This is a genomic window from Dyadobacter psychrophilus (genome assembly GCF_900167945.1).
GTDB classification, from domain to species: Bacteria; Bacteroidota; Bacteroidia; order Cytophagales; family Spirosomataceae; genus Dyadobacter; species Dyadobacter psychrophilus.
This window is the reverse complement of sequence record NZ_FUZA01000005.1, coordinates 191,386-206,131: the sequence shown is the minus strand read 5'-3', so window position 1 is coordinate 206,131 and position 14,746 is coordinate 191,386. Positions and strand designations below refer to the sequence as shown.

Here is a 14,746-nt window from a genome sequence, read left to right as displayed (position 1 = left end):
AAACTACTTTGATAATTTTTGTAGAAATATACACCTAAAATATGATTATCTGACGAAATTTTTAGCATTTCATCACATCATCCACCATTGTCGACGATCCCAGATAAATGGGTGAACGCTGGTGGAAAGAGGTTGGTATAATGTCGAGAATAGCGCCAAATCCGTCAATCGCTTTCCCGCCGGATTTTTCCGCAATAAATGCCAGGGGATAGCACTCATATAACAGCCTGAGTTTTCCCTCAGGCGTTTTTTTGGTGGATGGATACAGATATACGCCACCCCGCAACAAGTTGCGATGGAAGTCTGCAACCAATGATCCTATGTATCTGGCAGTGCAGGATTTTTCTTTGCATTTGGTCAAATATTGCTGCACAAATGCCGGATAATCATTAATATACCCATCATTGACTGAATAAATCGTGCCGTTTTGGGGAGAGCAAATGTTCTTATGTGATAATATAAATTCTCCCAGCGAATGGTCATAAGTGAAGCCGTTCACGCCATCGCCGGTGGAATATACGAGCATTGTGGACGAGCCATATAAAATATAACCGGCCGCGACCTGCTTGCGTCCGCCTTGCAGAAAATCTTCCCGGGTCGCAGGGCCATCAATGGGCGAAACACGCCTGTAAATAGAGAAAATCGTCCCTATGGACACATTCACATCAATATTGGAAGAGCCATCGAGCGGGTCCATGGCCACTACGTATTTGCCATGATCATTGCCTGTGTGGATGATATCTTCGTCCTCTTCGGATAGGATCGCACACACTTCTCCCCCGTTTTTCAATGCCCTTATGAACCTGATGTTGGCGATAATGTCCAGCTTTTGCTGGTTTTCGCCCTGCACATTATCGGTCCCGTTCCCACCGGCAATGTCCACAAGGCCGGCGCGGTTAATTTCCCGGTTAATGATCTTTCCGGCCAGCGCGATATCCCGTAACAATTGGGAGAGCTCGCCCGTTGCATAAGGGAATGCACTTTGGCTTAACATAATAAACCTGTCGAGCGTGACGCCTACGGGCAACGCAAGTTCCTGAGCAGTTTTTGGACTCATAACATGATAAATTAGTAGATGGACTAATGTTGAGAACTATGCAGCAGGATTTAGGATTTACTCATTTTTTGAGCCTGACTTATCAATAATCACGGCAATCAAAATCACCAGACCTTTTACAACTTGTTGCCAAAAAGGCGACACATTAAGCAGCACAAGGCCATTATTCAGCACGCCAATTATGATCGCACCCTGGACCGTCCCCAAAATGCTGCCGCGACCGCCAGACAGCGAAGTGCCGCCGATCACCACCGCCGCAATCGAATCCAGTTCATAGCTGATGCCCGCATTAGGCTGTGCAGAATCAAGACGCGAAGTTACCATAATTCCCCCGACAGCCGCCAGTGCGCCAGCGATCGTATAGACAATTATTTTAACTTTATTAACCTGAATACCAGACAGTCGCGAAGCGCTTTCATTGCCACCAATGGCATAGATGTAACGCCCAAGCCTTGTTTTATTCGTGACAAAAACCGCGATGGCGACGATGATTGCGGATATCCAGACCGGCACGGGAATGCCCAATAACCAGCCCGTTCCAAAATATAAAAACGTGTCGCCCAGCCCGCTGATCGGGAATCCTTGTGTCCAGAGCATGGTAAGTCCTCGCGCAACGGTAAGCATGGCGAGCGTTGCGACAAATGGCGGCACATTGAACTTTGTGATCGTCCAGCCGCTGAATGCGCCCATGGCAGATCCCGTGATTACTCCGGCAAGGATTGCACCCAAAATTGTGAAGCCAATGTAAAGGTTGCTATCCGGAAGTTCGATGCCGTTTTTGAGCAAACCGGCCATTATGGCTCCGCAAAGTGCTAATACTGAACCCACTGACAAATCAATTCCAGCAGTAAGAACGATTAATGTCATGCCTGTTGAAATACAGATGTTCACCGAAACCTGCCGCATTACATTCCAGAGATTGGAAACGCTGAGGAACTTGTCCGACAAAATACTCAGTCCCAGACACAGCAGAAAAAGTGCGATGAGAGATTGGAAACGCAGTAATTTGGATCGGTCTAATGCTATGTTCATGCTTTTATGTCGAAATGGGACTGCGGGATTGCGGCCCGCAAAATGGAATCTTCTGTGGCTTCCGCAATCGTGAAACCGGCTGTTAATGTGCCCTCCGCCATCACGAGGACCCGGTCTGAAACCGCAAGAATTTCAGGGAGTTCGGAAGAAACGACTACAATGCCCAAACCTTCGTCGGCCAGCTTAATAATGAGTTTGTAAATTTCATTTTTCGCATTGATATCGATTCCACGCGTCGGTTCGTCTAGCAGCAGCAGTTTGGGTTTCGTAGCCAGCCACTTCGCCAGGACGATCTTTTGCTGGTTCCCGCCGCTCAGGTTATTTGCTTTTTGGTTTTTGGAAGATGTTTTGATTTTGAGCTCGCTAATGTATTTATCAGCCAGCGCCACTTCCTTTGCATCATTTAATGTACCCAGCTTTTCAAGATCGTGCAGTGTGGTAAGACTAATGTTCGTTTTGACGTCCAGCCCAAGCACTAGTCCGTCTTTTTTGCGGTCTTCGGGAACCAAGGCAAGTCCGGCCGCGATGGCTTCGGAGGGAGATGCGCATTTCAATTCCTTGCCCTCCATAAATATGTGACCGCTGATGCCCGTTGCGTGCAGACCGAAAATCGTTTCCAATAATTCGGTCCTCCCCGCGCCCATTAAGCCAAAGATTCCGACGATCTCACCCTTGCAAATCTCAAATGAAATGTTTTTCAGCAGATCTTCTTTCGGCCGTAAGGGATGCTTCAATGTCAGGTTTCTGACTTCCAGCAATGTTTCGCACTTTTCCTCTCCTGAGCTTTTACGCATGATCTCGATCTTCCGCCCTACCATTTTTGCAATCAGCTGATCCTGCGTAATGCCTTCCATTTCCCCGGATTCAATGGATTTACCATCTCTTAAAACCACATAATTGTCCGCGATCCGGAACAATTCGTCCAGCTTATGGGAAACGTAAATGATCGCTTTGCCTTCGTTTCTGAGATTTTCAATGATATCGAAAAGCAGTTCCACTTCGCTGCCTGTGATGGCGGAAGTAGGCTCGTCCATAATGATCAGTTCCGCGTCCGTGAGCAGTGATTTTGCTATTTCCACAATTTGTTGCTGCCCAACTTTCAGCTTCACCACCTGCGTTTCGGCCTTTACTTTAAGTTTCAGCCTGTCGAGCAGTTCCTGCGTTTTTCGGCGCATTCGGTTTTTATCAATTGTCCCGAATTGCGTCAACAGTTCCCTGCCCAGAAAAATGTTTTCTGTAATGGTCAGATATGGGATCAGGTTGAGTTCCTGGTGGATGATTGCGATGCCTTTTTGCTGTGCATCTTTGGGGCCGGAAAATTTTACAGGCGCTCCTTTGAAATGAATTTCACCTTCAAAATCCTGGTAAACACCTGACAAGATTTTCATCAACGTAGATTTCCCGGCACCATTCTCACCGATCAATGCTGTGACCTTGCCGGCTTCAATGGAAAGGCACACGTTTTCAAGCGCGATAACGCCCGGAAATCTCTTCGTTATGTTGTTGACTTGCAGCACGTTGAAGATGTGATTGGTTTACAAATCCCTTATTTTCAAGCTTATGGGGATAATTTCAATGTTATCCAGCTTTAAATGTTCCTGATTCAGCTCGATAGCCCCAGTGAACTCTATCACATCACCTTTTTTCACCTTTGACTTAAAAGGCGGGATCACATTTTCCCGGATGATCTCATTGATTTCTGCGGAGACATTGTTAAAATCCATTGAATTAGAGAACTCATTAATGTCAATTGTCCCCGAGGCATCCCGCACTGCGTTACCAAAAACATATTCGGTAGCGATGCGCATTTCGGGTTTTTCAGCACCCGATTCCAGCCTGAACAGGACCTGATTTTCCTCCACATCCGTCACTTTCCCTGTGCCTTTGATCAGGAAATATTTAATGTTACCAATGCCCAGGGCGTTCGCGTGATCTTTGAAAGCCTTGTCTTTATCTGTTCGTAAAAGCGATAAAAGTTGCCCGGTTTCAGCTGATTTCGACAACGAGGGCGTAAGTTTTTTCGCCCAGAATTCTTTTGCATATTTGGCCGCATTGAAAGAAGCCGTCCCGGCTTTCACCTCATCCAGCTTTTTAAAATACACCGAATTATAAGCCAGAAACGCCACAATCAGCAGGAACACACCATATCGGACCATTTTCTTCATCGCTATTCCTTTTTGCCGTAAGCGGCGTAATTTTCAATGTTACCCTTAACGACAAGCTCCACAGCCACCGGCATTTTCTTCGGAAAATCTCTTTTCCCTTTGAAATATTCGTCGGCAAAATTGGCGGCAGTCTGCGCCATCACTTCGGGGAACTGCATGCCCGTTGCCATGATCTTACCGTCCTTGATGGAATTGACCACATCTTCGGCGCCATCAAATCCAAACACTTTCACTTTATCCGCTTTTCCGGCCGCAACCAGGGCCTGGTAAGCGCCCATCGCCATGGCGTCATTGCCGCAAAAAACCGCGTCGATGTCTGGCTGAGCTTGTAAAATGGATTCGAGGACTTCCATGGCCTTGTTCCGGTCGAAATCAGCACTTTGCTGCGCCACCATTTTAAGACCCGGATAATGGTCGACCACGCTGTGAAACCCCTTTGAACGGTTCCACGTGTTGTTATCGCCCACCATGCCGAGGATTTCAACGTATTTGCCTTTTTTATTTAATGTTTCTACAAAATATCTGGCAATCGAAACACATCCTGAATAACTGTCAGACAAGATCTGCGAAGTTGCCGCCTCATTGGAATTCACTTCCCGATCCATGCAAAAAACCGGAACGCCGGCTGCTGTGGCGTTTTTAACATTCACAATGGAGCCGTCTGCGTCCGTGGGATTGAACAGGATCGCGTCATAGCCGCTCGCCATCGCATTCTCAAAATGATCCGTTTCAAGTGCTGTATTGTTTTGAGAATCAAAGACTTTTGATTCATAACCTAGCTCTTTCGCTTTGGCCTGCGCCCTTTCCGCGAGAAACACAAACCATGGATTATTAAGCGTAGAAACCACGATCGCCATTTTCTTCGGCTCTTCGGCGCCATTTTTTGATCTGCATCCCGCGAAAGTGAGTGCAACTATTGCGTAAAAGAGGATGCTGACTGGTTTTAAAAATTTCATATTTCTTCGCTCCACATTATTCTGGATAAACCGTTACAATCACCCGCTGATATCTCGTAAGCGCCGGAACGCCTTTATCTGTTACGGCAAGGATAATGTGGACCGTTTCCGGCTTCTCGACCTTTGGCGCAGTAAAAAATGTTGTTTTGGCATTTATCTCGTTAATTTTCAAAGGCTCCTTCACGTTATAGCTGCCCGGCTCCGGGTAGTAAATCCATTGATAAGTAAGCTCATTCCCATCGGGATCTTCTGAACCTTCTGCACTCAATGTTACCTTTTCCCCGGTCTTGGCTTTAATGGCATTTGCATGCTTTAATGCGGCTTTTGGAGGATGATTAGCGTCCTTGTATGGCTTGATCGTCCAGTCCATCCGCGCCGCAAAATCATGTTGAAACGCTTCCCGCCACCGCCATAATGTAGCTTTGTTGCTCGTGTGAAATGCGCTGTCAACACCTTTTACTTCATCCATGGCGTCCGTGTATATCGGGCGGGTCTCGGGTTCGTAAAAATATTTCAGTGTGTGAGGAGTGTATAATTCGTATCGACCGCCCCAGCCGCCGAATTCGGGATGCTCGGGATCGTTTAATCCATTGTTAATCAACCCTAAAAACGATGGTGTATCGCCTTCCATGAGAAACTTTGTGAATGGATACTCTGCACCCAACGGCCCGTGGTTACGCACGTTTTCGTCGAGCCAGGGATTGTCTACAATGGTAAAATCAGCGCCCACAAACCGGCCATGAAACTTATCGCCGCTAATGCCTGACCAGGTTGCATAATGGTAAGCGCCTGCCGCGTGATAACCGGGGCTGCCGACATAAAACAAGTCGGGAAAATTCTTCCTGATCCATGGCCCTGTATCGTCCTGATCAGAAATGGTATACATTCTGATTTTGGAAACAAACTTTTTAAGATCTTCCGGCGACCTCGTCATTTTCACTTTCCAAAGCGCCTGAGCCAGGCAATTGGCGCCGCCCCAAACGGGGATCCAAACTGGCCGGTCATCTTTCTTATCTACAACTTTGATAATCCACTCCGAACCTTCCGAGTCTTTTCCCTTTCCAACCGCATTCAGGCCGAATTCGGGGAAACTGCTTTTGGTAATACTCAGTAAATATTCTGTTTCGGGATAACCTTTTTCATGCAGCAACAGGTTGCTTCTGACTTTGCCGTAGGCGTTAATAAGCTGCTTGATCTTTTCCGGGGCAATCCTTTTTTGCTGGTGAATGGAGGTCGTTGCAATCAGTCCTTCCACATCCCAATGATTGGAATAAGTAAGAAAGCGCACCATGGACTGGGTGTCGTCCGGTTCATTCTCAATGTCTGTCAAAATCAAAACCCGGTGTTTTTGAGCGTTGGGCTGCGCATTGGCCAGCGAAAAACCAAGCATGAGGGCAGACATTGCAATGTATCTTGACAACTTCATAAAATATTCCCGATTTAGCATATTTGAAAGAAGCGGGTTATTTCCTGACTCCTCACAGAAAACGCTACCCTTACGTGATTTTTATTTATTCACCCAAAAGGGCCAGTGCGGTTTTTGTAATTCCTTCCTCCGAAATTCCGTAATGATTGAAGATTTCCTGCTGCGAACCGGTAACCGTGTATTCGTCTGGTATACCAATGATTTTGAAGCGGTTACGGAAATTATTCTGGATTAAAAATGAAGCGCAAGCCTCTCCCAATCCGCCATAAATACTGTGTTCTTCCACCGTAATAATAGGCTTATCCGATGCAGCAATTTCAGATAAAAGATTGTAATCCAACGGTTTAATGGTATGCATACTCACAATTGAAGCAGTGAGGTTAAATTCTCTTTCCAGTTTTTGAGCCGCCCGACAGGCATGCTCTACGGTTTCCCCGGTTGCAATGATAGTCAGGTCACTTCCTTCACGGATCAGCCGGCCTTTTCCAAATTCAAATGACTTTTCGGCAGACAGCAAAGGCATCGATTTTTTTCCAAAACGAATGTAAACCGGCAGGTCTGTTTCCGCTGCTAGCCTAACGGCCTGTTCAGCTTCAAAATTATCGGCCGGAGCCACGATAATGAGGTTATTAATCGTCCTTAATACGGCGAAATCGTGCAAACTGTGGTGCGTGGAGCCCAATGCGCCGTAACTCACACCAGCACTGATGCCGACCAGCGTCACCGGATTATTGGAATACGCCACGTCATTTTTGATCTGTTCCAAAGCGCGCGCTGTCAAAAAACATGCTGGCGAAACCGCAAAAACCTTCTTCCCGGTCGAAGCAATGCCAGCGGCCACGCCTACTAGATTTTGTTCGGCGATGCCCACTTCAATGATCTGCTCCGGAAATTTCTGGCCAAAAGGAACGAGCTTCCCCGACCCTCTCGAATCGCTGGTTACCACGATAATGTCCCTGTCCGTTTCTGCCAGCAGCTGCAAAACGCCGGAAAAAACTTCCAGGTTTGTCAGCTGCGCAACCGCAATGTTTTCAATAGTCGCATCCACAATGCTATCCATTTTGATTATAAATCATTCTTTTAAGCCGAAACCAGCGTTGCTCCATACAGATCGAGCTCCTGCACGGCATCCTCATATTGCTTCGGATCGGGCACGCCATGGTGCCATTTGAGCTGATTTTCCATGAAACTGATGCCCTTACCCTTAATCGTATGTGCAATGATCAGACTCGGCTTGCCCTTGACAAACGGCAATGCATCGAATGCGTCTTGCAACTGTTTGATATCATGCCCATCCACATGCCGCACTTCCCATCCGAAAGCCTCGAATTTCTTGTCAACAGGGTCTGTATTAAGCACATCGGCCGTTGGGCCGGAGATTTGCAATGTGTTTTTATCCAAAATCGCACACAGATTGTCGAGCTTATAATGTGACGCCGACAATGCCGCTTCCCAATTGGAACCTTCCGGCAGTTCGCCGTCTCCCAGAACCGTGAAAACGCGGTAATCTTTTTTATCCAGCTTCCCGGCAATGGCCGTGCCCACGCTCAGCGAAAGGCCATGACCCAATGCACCTGTATTCTGTTCAACACCATGCACTTTGCGCGTCGGATGTCCTATATAATGCGATTGATATTTACAGAGTGTGTCCAGATCGGATTCAGGAAAAAAGCCTCTGGAAGCCAGCACAACGTATAATGCTTCCACGGTGTGTCCCTTACTTTGAATATAACGATCGCGGTCGGGAGAAGTGAAATCGGACGCATCCACTTGCATGGTGTGGTTATAAAGCACGTTCAAAATGTCAATACACGACAGACTGCCGCCGGTGTGACCCGCTTTGGCCTGATAAATGTATTTGAGTATTTTCTTCCGGTACTCCACCGATTTCTGCGCTAACTCCTTTTCCGACATGGTTTCTTGAAATACTAATTATCAAAAAGCTGCACTTCCCAGCCCATATAGTTGCCTAATGCTTCTTTAAGAATTCCCGCTGTTTTTGACGCATTCATCACCACATGGTGTTCAAAACCATTTCGGCAGATATATTGCATCAGGTTTTGCAGGTTCGGGATCTCGGCGACAGCGCGGTTACCAAATGTTTTCAATGTGTCATCGGTAAGTCTGCCTTCACCAATGTATGCTTTCATTACACCACGCGGGTCGTCTGTACTGATGCGACCAAACGTAAGTGGCATCGCAGGCGTGCGCCCCGACAATGCACCGTATGTATTTTCCTCTCCGACAGAAGTCCCCAGAATCGGCGCCGTGCTGATCTCAATGTCAGGTAAAAAGGACTTTGCCCAGTTACCGCAATGGAAAAGCACGCATTTGTTATCGTCGTTTGCATAATTGTTATTCCAATCCACGAGTGCGCTTGGCGATCCTGATGCCAGCTGCAAAGCGTACATGCTCAATGTTCCGGTTACATCCACTTCGCAGCCGCTCGGGAGCATGTTTTCGCTCATAATGCTCATGCTCGTGCACACATTGCACCCGTAATTTTTCTGTACCGAAGTCCAGCATTGAATGGCCGTTGCGTCCAGCGCGTTTTCCTGCATAAAATCGGAAAGCACGACGTCCAGCTTCGCCATTTGTATCAGAGCTTCATCCGGCGTTCTGCCTGTGGAGGCATAATCCCGGATCCTTTGCAGCCGTTGCTGCACACTTGCATCTTGGGCGGTAAGCTTATTGGCATTGCCCAAAATCTCCGACAGGTCGACCGTAACGACGGAAATACCGTTTCTTTGCAGTATTTTTTCGCTGTAACGAACGGTGTTAAAGCCTCCGGGACGTGCGCCGATTGCACCGATACGCACATTACGCAGACCTTTTGTAACGCGGCAGACGGCAGTGAAATCCAACAGATCTTTTAGAAAAGTGGGGTCCGATGGATGCACCACGTGCTTGGTCGTGAGTGTATATTTTATGCCGAACTGATACAAATTATTGCAAGCAGAAATCTTTCCGCACCACGAATCTCTGCGTCTTGCTACATCCAGTTTATCCAGGTCGTCGGGATAACCCTGCACCAGAACAGGCACATTGAGTTCTGCCAGTTTTAATGTTTCCGCAATTCCTCTTTCGTCGCCAAAATTGGGCAACACAACGAGGACGCCTATGATCTCATCGCGGTGCCTCCGAAATAATGCTGCACATTTCTGCGCATCCTGAAATGTCTCTACGCCGCCCAGTTTGGTATCTTCGGTGTCGAGCATAATGCTATTGATTTTCAGCTTCGCCAGCAGATCAATGATTTCGACCCGCGCTTCTGCGACGAGCCTGTCCGGGAAAAAATCCCTGTTTCCGATGATGACGCCAATACTTCCTTTTTCGCTCATGGTGAATTTGTACGCTTATTAACCAGCTATTATCAGCTCTATCTCATTATCATGAAACAGCTGCTTGTGTTTTTCTTCGATTCCAGCGTCGGTAATCACATAATCGATCAGCGACAGCGCTCCTAAACTTGCGAAAGCGCTTTTCCCCACTTTTGTTGAATCTGCCACCAGATAAGTTGTATCTGCTGCGTCAATCATTGCCTTTTTTACCACTAAGTCACTGATACTCGGATAAGTAAGTCCCGATTTTAACGATAGTCCTGCCGTGGCCAGAAACAGTTTCTGAACATTCAATCCTTTGAAAAAATCGGCCGCTTTCTGCCCTGTGAGCGACAATGTGGGTGGCTTAAACTCGCCACCGGTCATAATCACTTCTATCCCCGTCTCAGCCCCAAGCAGCAAAGCAATGTTCAATGCGTTTGTAATTACCGTCAAATGGCGGTTGCTTCCTCTCAGCTTTTTGGCAATTTCCGTTGTTGTCGAACCTGAATCCAGGATAATGGTGTCGCCGTTGGCAATATATTCCAGACATTTAGCTGCTATCAGCTCTTTTTTGTCCAGATTTTCCTGGTTAGCCAGTGAAAAATTGCGGACCTGATCTTCCACATTTTTCAAAAAGGCCCCGCCGTGTTCTTTGATAACCAAACCGTCCTTTTCCAGCTTATCCAGGTCTTGCCGGATTGTTACCTCCGTCACTTTAAAAAGTTTAGCGAGGTCGATCACCTTTGCTGAACCATCTTCTTTTAACAATTCAAGTATTTTGTCTCTTCTCTGATTTGCGAGCATTATGTTATAGTTTGTAGTCCTTATGGTTTTTACCTAAAAATAGAAGGAAAACAGTTATGTAATTGTATCAAAACCAAAAATAAACATAAGCACAGTGCAAAGAGATATATTTTACTTAGCAAAAGCAAATTTGCGAAAATAAAAGAAAATAAAAAATAATAACAGAAAATAAAATACTATAATTGTAATACTATTTCCCGGTAAGTGAATACAAGAATTCAATGATGCCTATTCGACAATTATCTAAAAAGCTGGTTGCATGCGTTTTGATTTTTTACGCACCGCTCACGCTCGCACAGAATGACAGTCAAAGTCTTCCGTTTGACACATTAAAACTGGATAACCTGGATCAGTTCATTAATCCAAACACAAAAAACTGGCAAGTTGCAGGCAATGTCGCCGCTGATCGGAAGCAGATCGGAAGTTTCAATGACATAAAAGGAAAAGGAATCCTGGTGTATAAACCCGCAAAACAAAGTCTGCCACTTATCTCCAAAGCGGAATTCGGCGACGCGGATATTGAACTCGACTTCCTTTTGTCAAAAGGCGCCTCATTCGAGATCTCACTTCATGGTCGTTGTAATATCAAAATCACGGATGACTGGATGAAAAAGGCGAATCCGGGAGCCAAAGCGCCTGGTCTCTGGCAACATTTAACGATCCGTTTCAGGGCAGCGGATTTAGATAAAAATGGAAAGGAAACAAAATCCGCACGCTTTGAGAAGATCTTGCTCAACGGTCACGAATTCGAAAATAATGCTGGACAGCAGGCTGTCAATCTATCTCCTAAAACAATAAACAAATCGCTGGCGATTATTGGAAATGCCCTTCCGTTTGCTGTGCGGAATGTTCAATTCAAAACTTACCAAAAGGACCTGATCCACATTTCGGCAACCAATTTCAAGGTTTATAATGGCTTACATAAAAATCCCGATACGCTGGCATCGCTCCAACCCAAACGCACCGGTGTTACCGACACGCTTTCACATTTGGTTGGCGACCGTAAATCGCAGCTGTTAATGGAAGGGACACTCGACATTCCCCGCGACGGCGATTATTTGTTCAAAATGATTGCCGGTGGCGGCGCCTGGTTTTACATCGATGGAAAACACATTATCGACAATCGTGGTACAAGGGATTTTGAACGTGCCTTTTATGCTAAACACACTTTGAAAAAAGGGAAATATCCGTTCAAAATTGTTTATTCCAATTCAGATGAGTGCCTTGTGCTGCATTACGAAGGCCCGCAAATTCCCTGGCGTTCACTCACGACGCCTGCTTCCATGCGCGTAAGTGAACGCTTCGAACCTTTGGAATATGAGGTAAAAAACAAGCCTGCGATCCAGCGCGGGTTCATGATGCATCGCAATAAAATCAACCCTTATACGGCTTCCGTGAGCATTCCGCCATTAGCGTCGGCCGGAGAAAAAACCGGGAACAATTACGCTTATGATATGAAGCGCTACAATGTGCTGTCGGCGTGGCACGGACGGTTTATTGATGTTTCCAATATGTGGACGGAGCGCGGTGAAAAACAGCTGGAAATCCCGTTAGGTGCCAAACTGGAACTTTTACAAAAACCTCTTCTCGCAATATTATCCTCGCCGGAGGCTTCCTGGCCAGATTCCGCACAAACCGCGGAAGGAGTATTTCCCAAACGCGGTTACAGACTGGCTAATAGCGGCTTACCTGTCTATTTCTACACATTGAATGAGACAAGTATTGAGGATTATTTGTCTTCCGCACCGCAAAACGAAGGACTGACAAGGGAAGTCAAAATTACTCCAAACGCCGGAAAAGGCGCCTATCTTTTACTCGCCGAAGGACGCACTATCGAGCAAACAACCCATGGTTATGCAGTGGACGACAAAAATTATTTTATCGAAAATCTTCAAGCGGGAAGCGTAAAACCTATTCTGCGACGCGACAACGGTCGCCACCAGCTCATTATCCCTATTCAAAACGAACCACTTACGATTAAGTACGATATCATATGGTAAGGTGTGTGATTATGATTTTGCTTCTCATCCGTGCGGTGAATTCTTTCGCTCAGCATATAATCGAAAATGAAAGCAAATATTACAAAATAAATACGGTTCCGGTGCCTGACAGCATTATGCTGGAAGTAGGCGGATTGGCATTCACTGACGATGATAAACTGGGTGTTGCCACGCGGCGCGGCGAGATCTGGGTGATTGACGATCCTTACCAGAAAAAAAGTCAGAAACCGCGTTATTCGCTCTTTGCAAACGGCCTGCACGAACCGCTTTGGCTTGCTTACAAAAAAGGTGCTTTTTACACAACCCAGCGCTCAGAACTCACTAAAATGTCCGACAGCAATGGCGATGGAGTTGCGGATCTGTTTCAAACCATTTATTCCTGGCCCATCTCCGGAAACTATCATGAATATTCCTATGGACCATTGATCCTGCCCAATGGCGAAATGCTGGTTACACTGAATTTATCGTGGGTTGGGCGTGGGGAGAGCCTTACCAAATGGCGCGGTTGGATGCTCAAAATCACGGAAGATGGCAAAATGACGCCTTTTGCAACGGGTATGCGCTCCCCGGCCGCATTTGGCCTTAATGCCTCCGGGGACGTCTTTGTCGCGGAAAATCAAGGCGACTGGATCGGCTCGGGCAGGATCACGCACCTGAATGCAGGCGATTTTGCAGGCCATCCGGCTGGCTTGAAATGGACCGCAGAACCCGGCTCGCCCATTGATTTGAAACGATCCTCATTTGCCGATTCAATCGGCATCATGTATGATTATGCTCAGGGAAAGTCTCATTTTAAGGTGCCTGCCATTTGGTTCCCGCATACGGTGATGGGCATTTCCACCTCTGCGATTGTGTCTATGGATTCGGATGAAGCCGGGCCATTCAAAGGTCAGTTACTTGTTGGGGATCAAGGGCATAGCAAGATTATGCGTGCGTTTTTGGAAAAAGTGAATGGTCAGTATCAGGGGGCCTGCTTTCCGTTTCGCGAAGGCTTTGCTTCGGGTATTTTGCGGATGGCCTGGGGAAGTGACCACTCTCTATTTGTCGGCATGACGAGCCGCGGCTGGGCCTCTACCGGGAAAGACCTTTTCGGTTTGCAACGAATGACATTTCCGAAACAATTTCCCCTGGAAATCAAGGCAATGCGCATTACGACAACCGGTTTTGAGCTTGAATTTACTAAGCCGGTAAACAAGACAATCGCCTCAGCAACTGAGAATTATAAAATGACAGGTTTTACTTACAGCTATCGTAAAAAATATGGCAGTCCGGTTATCAACTCGGGCGATTGTAATGTGAGTAAAGCTGAAATTTTAGCGGATGGGACAAAAGTTAAATTGACTGTAAACGGGCTTCGTGCAGGTTACATTCATGAATTGAAAATCGCCAATGTTGCGACGCAGGATGGTGAAAAACTACTTCATCCCGAAGCCTATTACACCATTAACGCATTCCCGCCGGGTACAGACCATACGCATCATGACATGGCTCACACACAAGCGGCTACGGCTACGGGAGGCTGTGGAAATGATCCATCCAAATCTGTTCATGAACAGCCTGCCGACTGGAAAACGGAAGCCGGTGTGACGATCATTATGGGCACCAAACCGGGTTTGAAATTTGACAAAGAAATCCTGGAAGTTAAAGCTGGCAGCAAAGTGAAGCTGGTTTTCAATAACAACGACGATATGCTTCACAATCTGGTCATTACGGCGCCGGGAAAAGGCGAAGAAGTCGGTCAAAACGCCATGGATATGGGACTCAACGGAACCAACGCCGGCTACATTCCAGACTCAAAATCAGTCCTTTTCCACACCTGCCTCATTCAACCAGAAACATCCCAAACCATCTACTTCACCGCTCCAAAAGCAGGCGATTATCCCTTTATATGCAGCTTCCCAGGACATTCGTTTGTAATGAAAGGGATTATGAAAGTGCGGTGATAATCTCCCAATCGGGCTTAATCCATTTTGTTAACCTAAA

Annotated in this window: 12 protein-coding genes; 2 read left to right on the top strand and 10 right to left on the bottom strand. The window is 46.6% G+C overall.

Annotated elements, in window-relative coordinates; translation table 11 throughout:
* Positions 1–61: 61 nt before the first annotated feature.
* From fbp to B5X68_RS18805, 10 genes are all read right to left on the bottom strand, one after another.
* Positions 62–1,057 carry a class 1 fructose-bisphosphatase gene (gene fbp / locus B5X68_RS18850; protein ID WP_082216319.1) on the bottom strand — a complete coding sequence of 332 codons (996 nt, stop codon included), beginning with the start codon at positions 1,055–1,057 and terminating at the stop codon, positions 62–64.
* A 57-nt stretch (positions 1,058–1,114) separates the two neighbouring features.
* On the bottom strand, positions 1,115–2,089 hold the full coding sequence (locus B5X68_RS18845) for an ABC transporter permease (RefSeq protein ID WP_082216318.1): 975 nt from the start codon (positions 2,087–2,089) through the stop codon (positions 1,115–1,117).
* The gene (locus B5X68_RS18840) at positions 2,086–3,606 is read right to left on the bottom strand and encodes a sugar ABC transporter ATP-binding protein (protein WP_082216317.1); all 1,521 of its coding nucleotides are present in this window, start codon (positions 3,604–3,606) and stop codon (positions 2,086–2,088) included. Before B5X68_RS18840 ends, B5X68_RS18845 begins: the two co-directional genes overlap by 4 nt.
* Before the next feature lie 18 nt (positions 3,607–3,624).
* Positions 3,625–4,254 carry a DUF2291 domain-containing protein gene (locus B5X68_RS18835; RefSeq protein WP_082216316.1) on the bottom strand — a complete coding sequence of 210 codons (630 nt, stop codon included), beginning with the start codon at positions 4,252–4,254 and terminating at the stop codon, positions 3,625–3,627.
* 2 nt (positions 4,255–4,256) lie between these two features.
* Positions 4,257–5,210 carry a D-ribose ABC transporter substrate-binding protein gene (locus B5X68_RS18830; protein WP_082216315.1) on the bottom strand — a complete coding sequence of 318 codons (954 nt, stop codon included), beginning with the start codon at positions 5,208–5,210 and terminating at the stop codon, positions 4,257–4,259.
* A gap of 16 nt (positions 5,211–5,226) precedes the next feature.
* Complete coding sequence (locus B5X68_RS18825; protein WP_229208497.1) at positions 5,227–6,612, bottom strand: DUF1593 domain-containing protein; 1,386 nt, start codon at positions 6,610–6,612, stop codon at positions 5,227–5,229.
* Between the two features lie 109 nt (positions 6,613–6,721).
* The gene (locus B5X68_RS18820; protein WP_082216313.1) at positions 6,722–7,696 is read right to left on the bottom strand and encodes a transketolase family protein; all 975 of its coding nucleotides are present in this window, start codon (positions 7,694–7,696) and stop codon (positions 6,722–6,724) included.
* A gap of 20 nt (positions 7,697–7,716) precedes the next feature.
* Complete coding sequence (locus B5X68_RS18815; RefSeq protein WP_082216312.1) at positions 7,717–8,550, bottom strand: transketolase; 834 nt, start codon at positions 8,548–8,550, stop codon at positions 7,717–7,719.
* 14 nt (positions 8,551–8,564) lie between these two features.
* Positions 8,565–9,977, bottom strand: a complete 1,413-nt coding sequence (locus B5X68_RS18810) for an L-fucose/L-arabinose isomerase family protein (protein WP_082216311.1) — start codon at positions 9,975–9,977, stop codon at positions 8,565–8,567.
* 18 nt (positions 9,978–9,995) lie between these two features.
* The gene (locus B5X68_RS18805) at positions 9,996–10,763 is read right to left on the bottom strand and encodes a DeoR/GlpR family DNA-binding transcription regulator (RefSeq protein WP_082216310.1); all 768 of its coding nucleotides are present in this window, start codon (positions 10,761–10,763) and stop codon (positions 9,996–9,998) included.
* Between the two features lie 221 nt (positions 10,764–10,984).
* Here B5X68_RS18805 and B5X68_RS18800 point away from each other — a divergent pair, with 221 nt between their 5' ends.
* Together B5X68_RS18800 and B5X68_RS18795 are read left to right on the top strand one after the other, a co-directional pair.
* Positions 10,985–12,763, top strand: a complete 1,779-nt coding sequence (locus tag B5X68_RS18800) for a PA14 domain-containing protein (RefSeq protein WP_082216309.1) — start codon at positions 10,985–10,987, stop codon at positions 12,761–12,763.
* An 11-nt stretch (positions 12,764–12,774) separates the two neighbouring features.
* Positions 12,775–14,706, top strand: coding sequence for a plastocyanin/azurin family copper-binding protein (locus tag B5X68_RS18795; RefSeq protein WP_229208485.1), 1,932 nt, complete (start codon positions 12,775–12,777; stop codon positions 14,704–14,706).
* Positions 14,707–14,746: the final 40 nt, after the last annotated feature.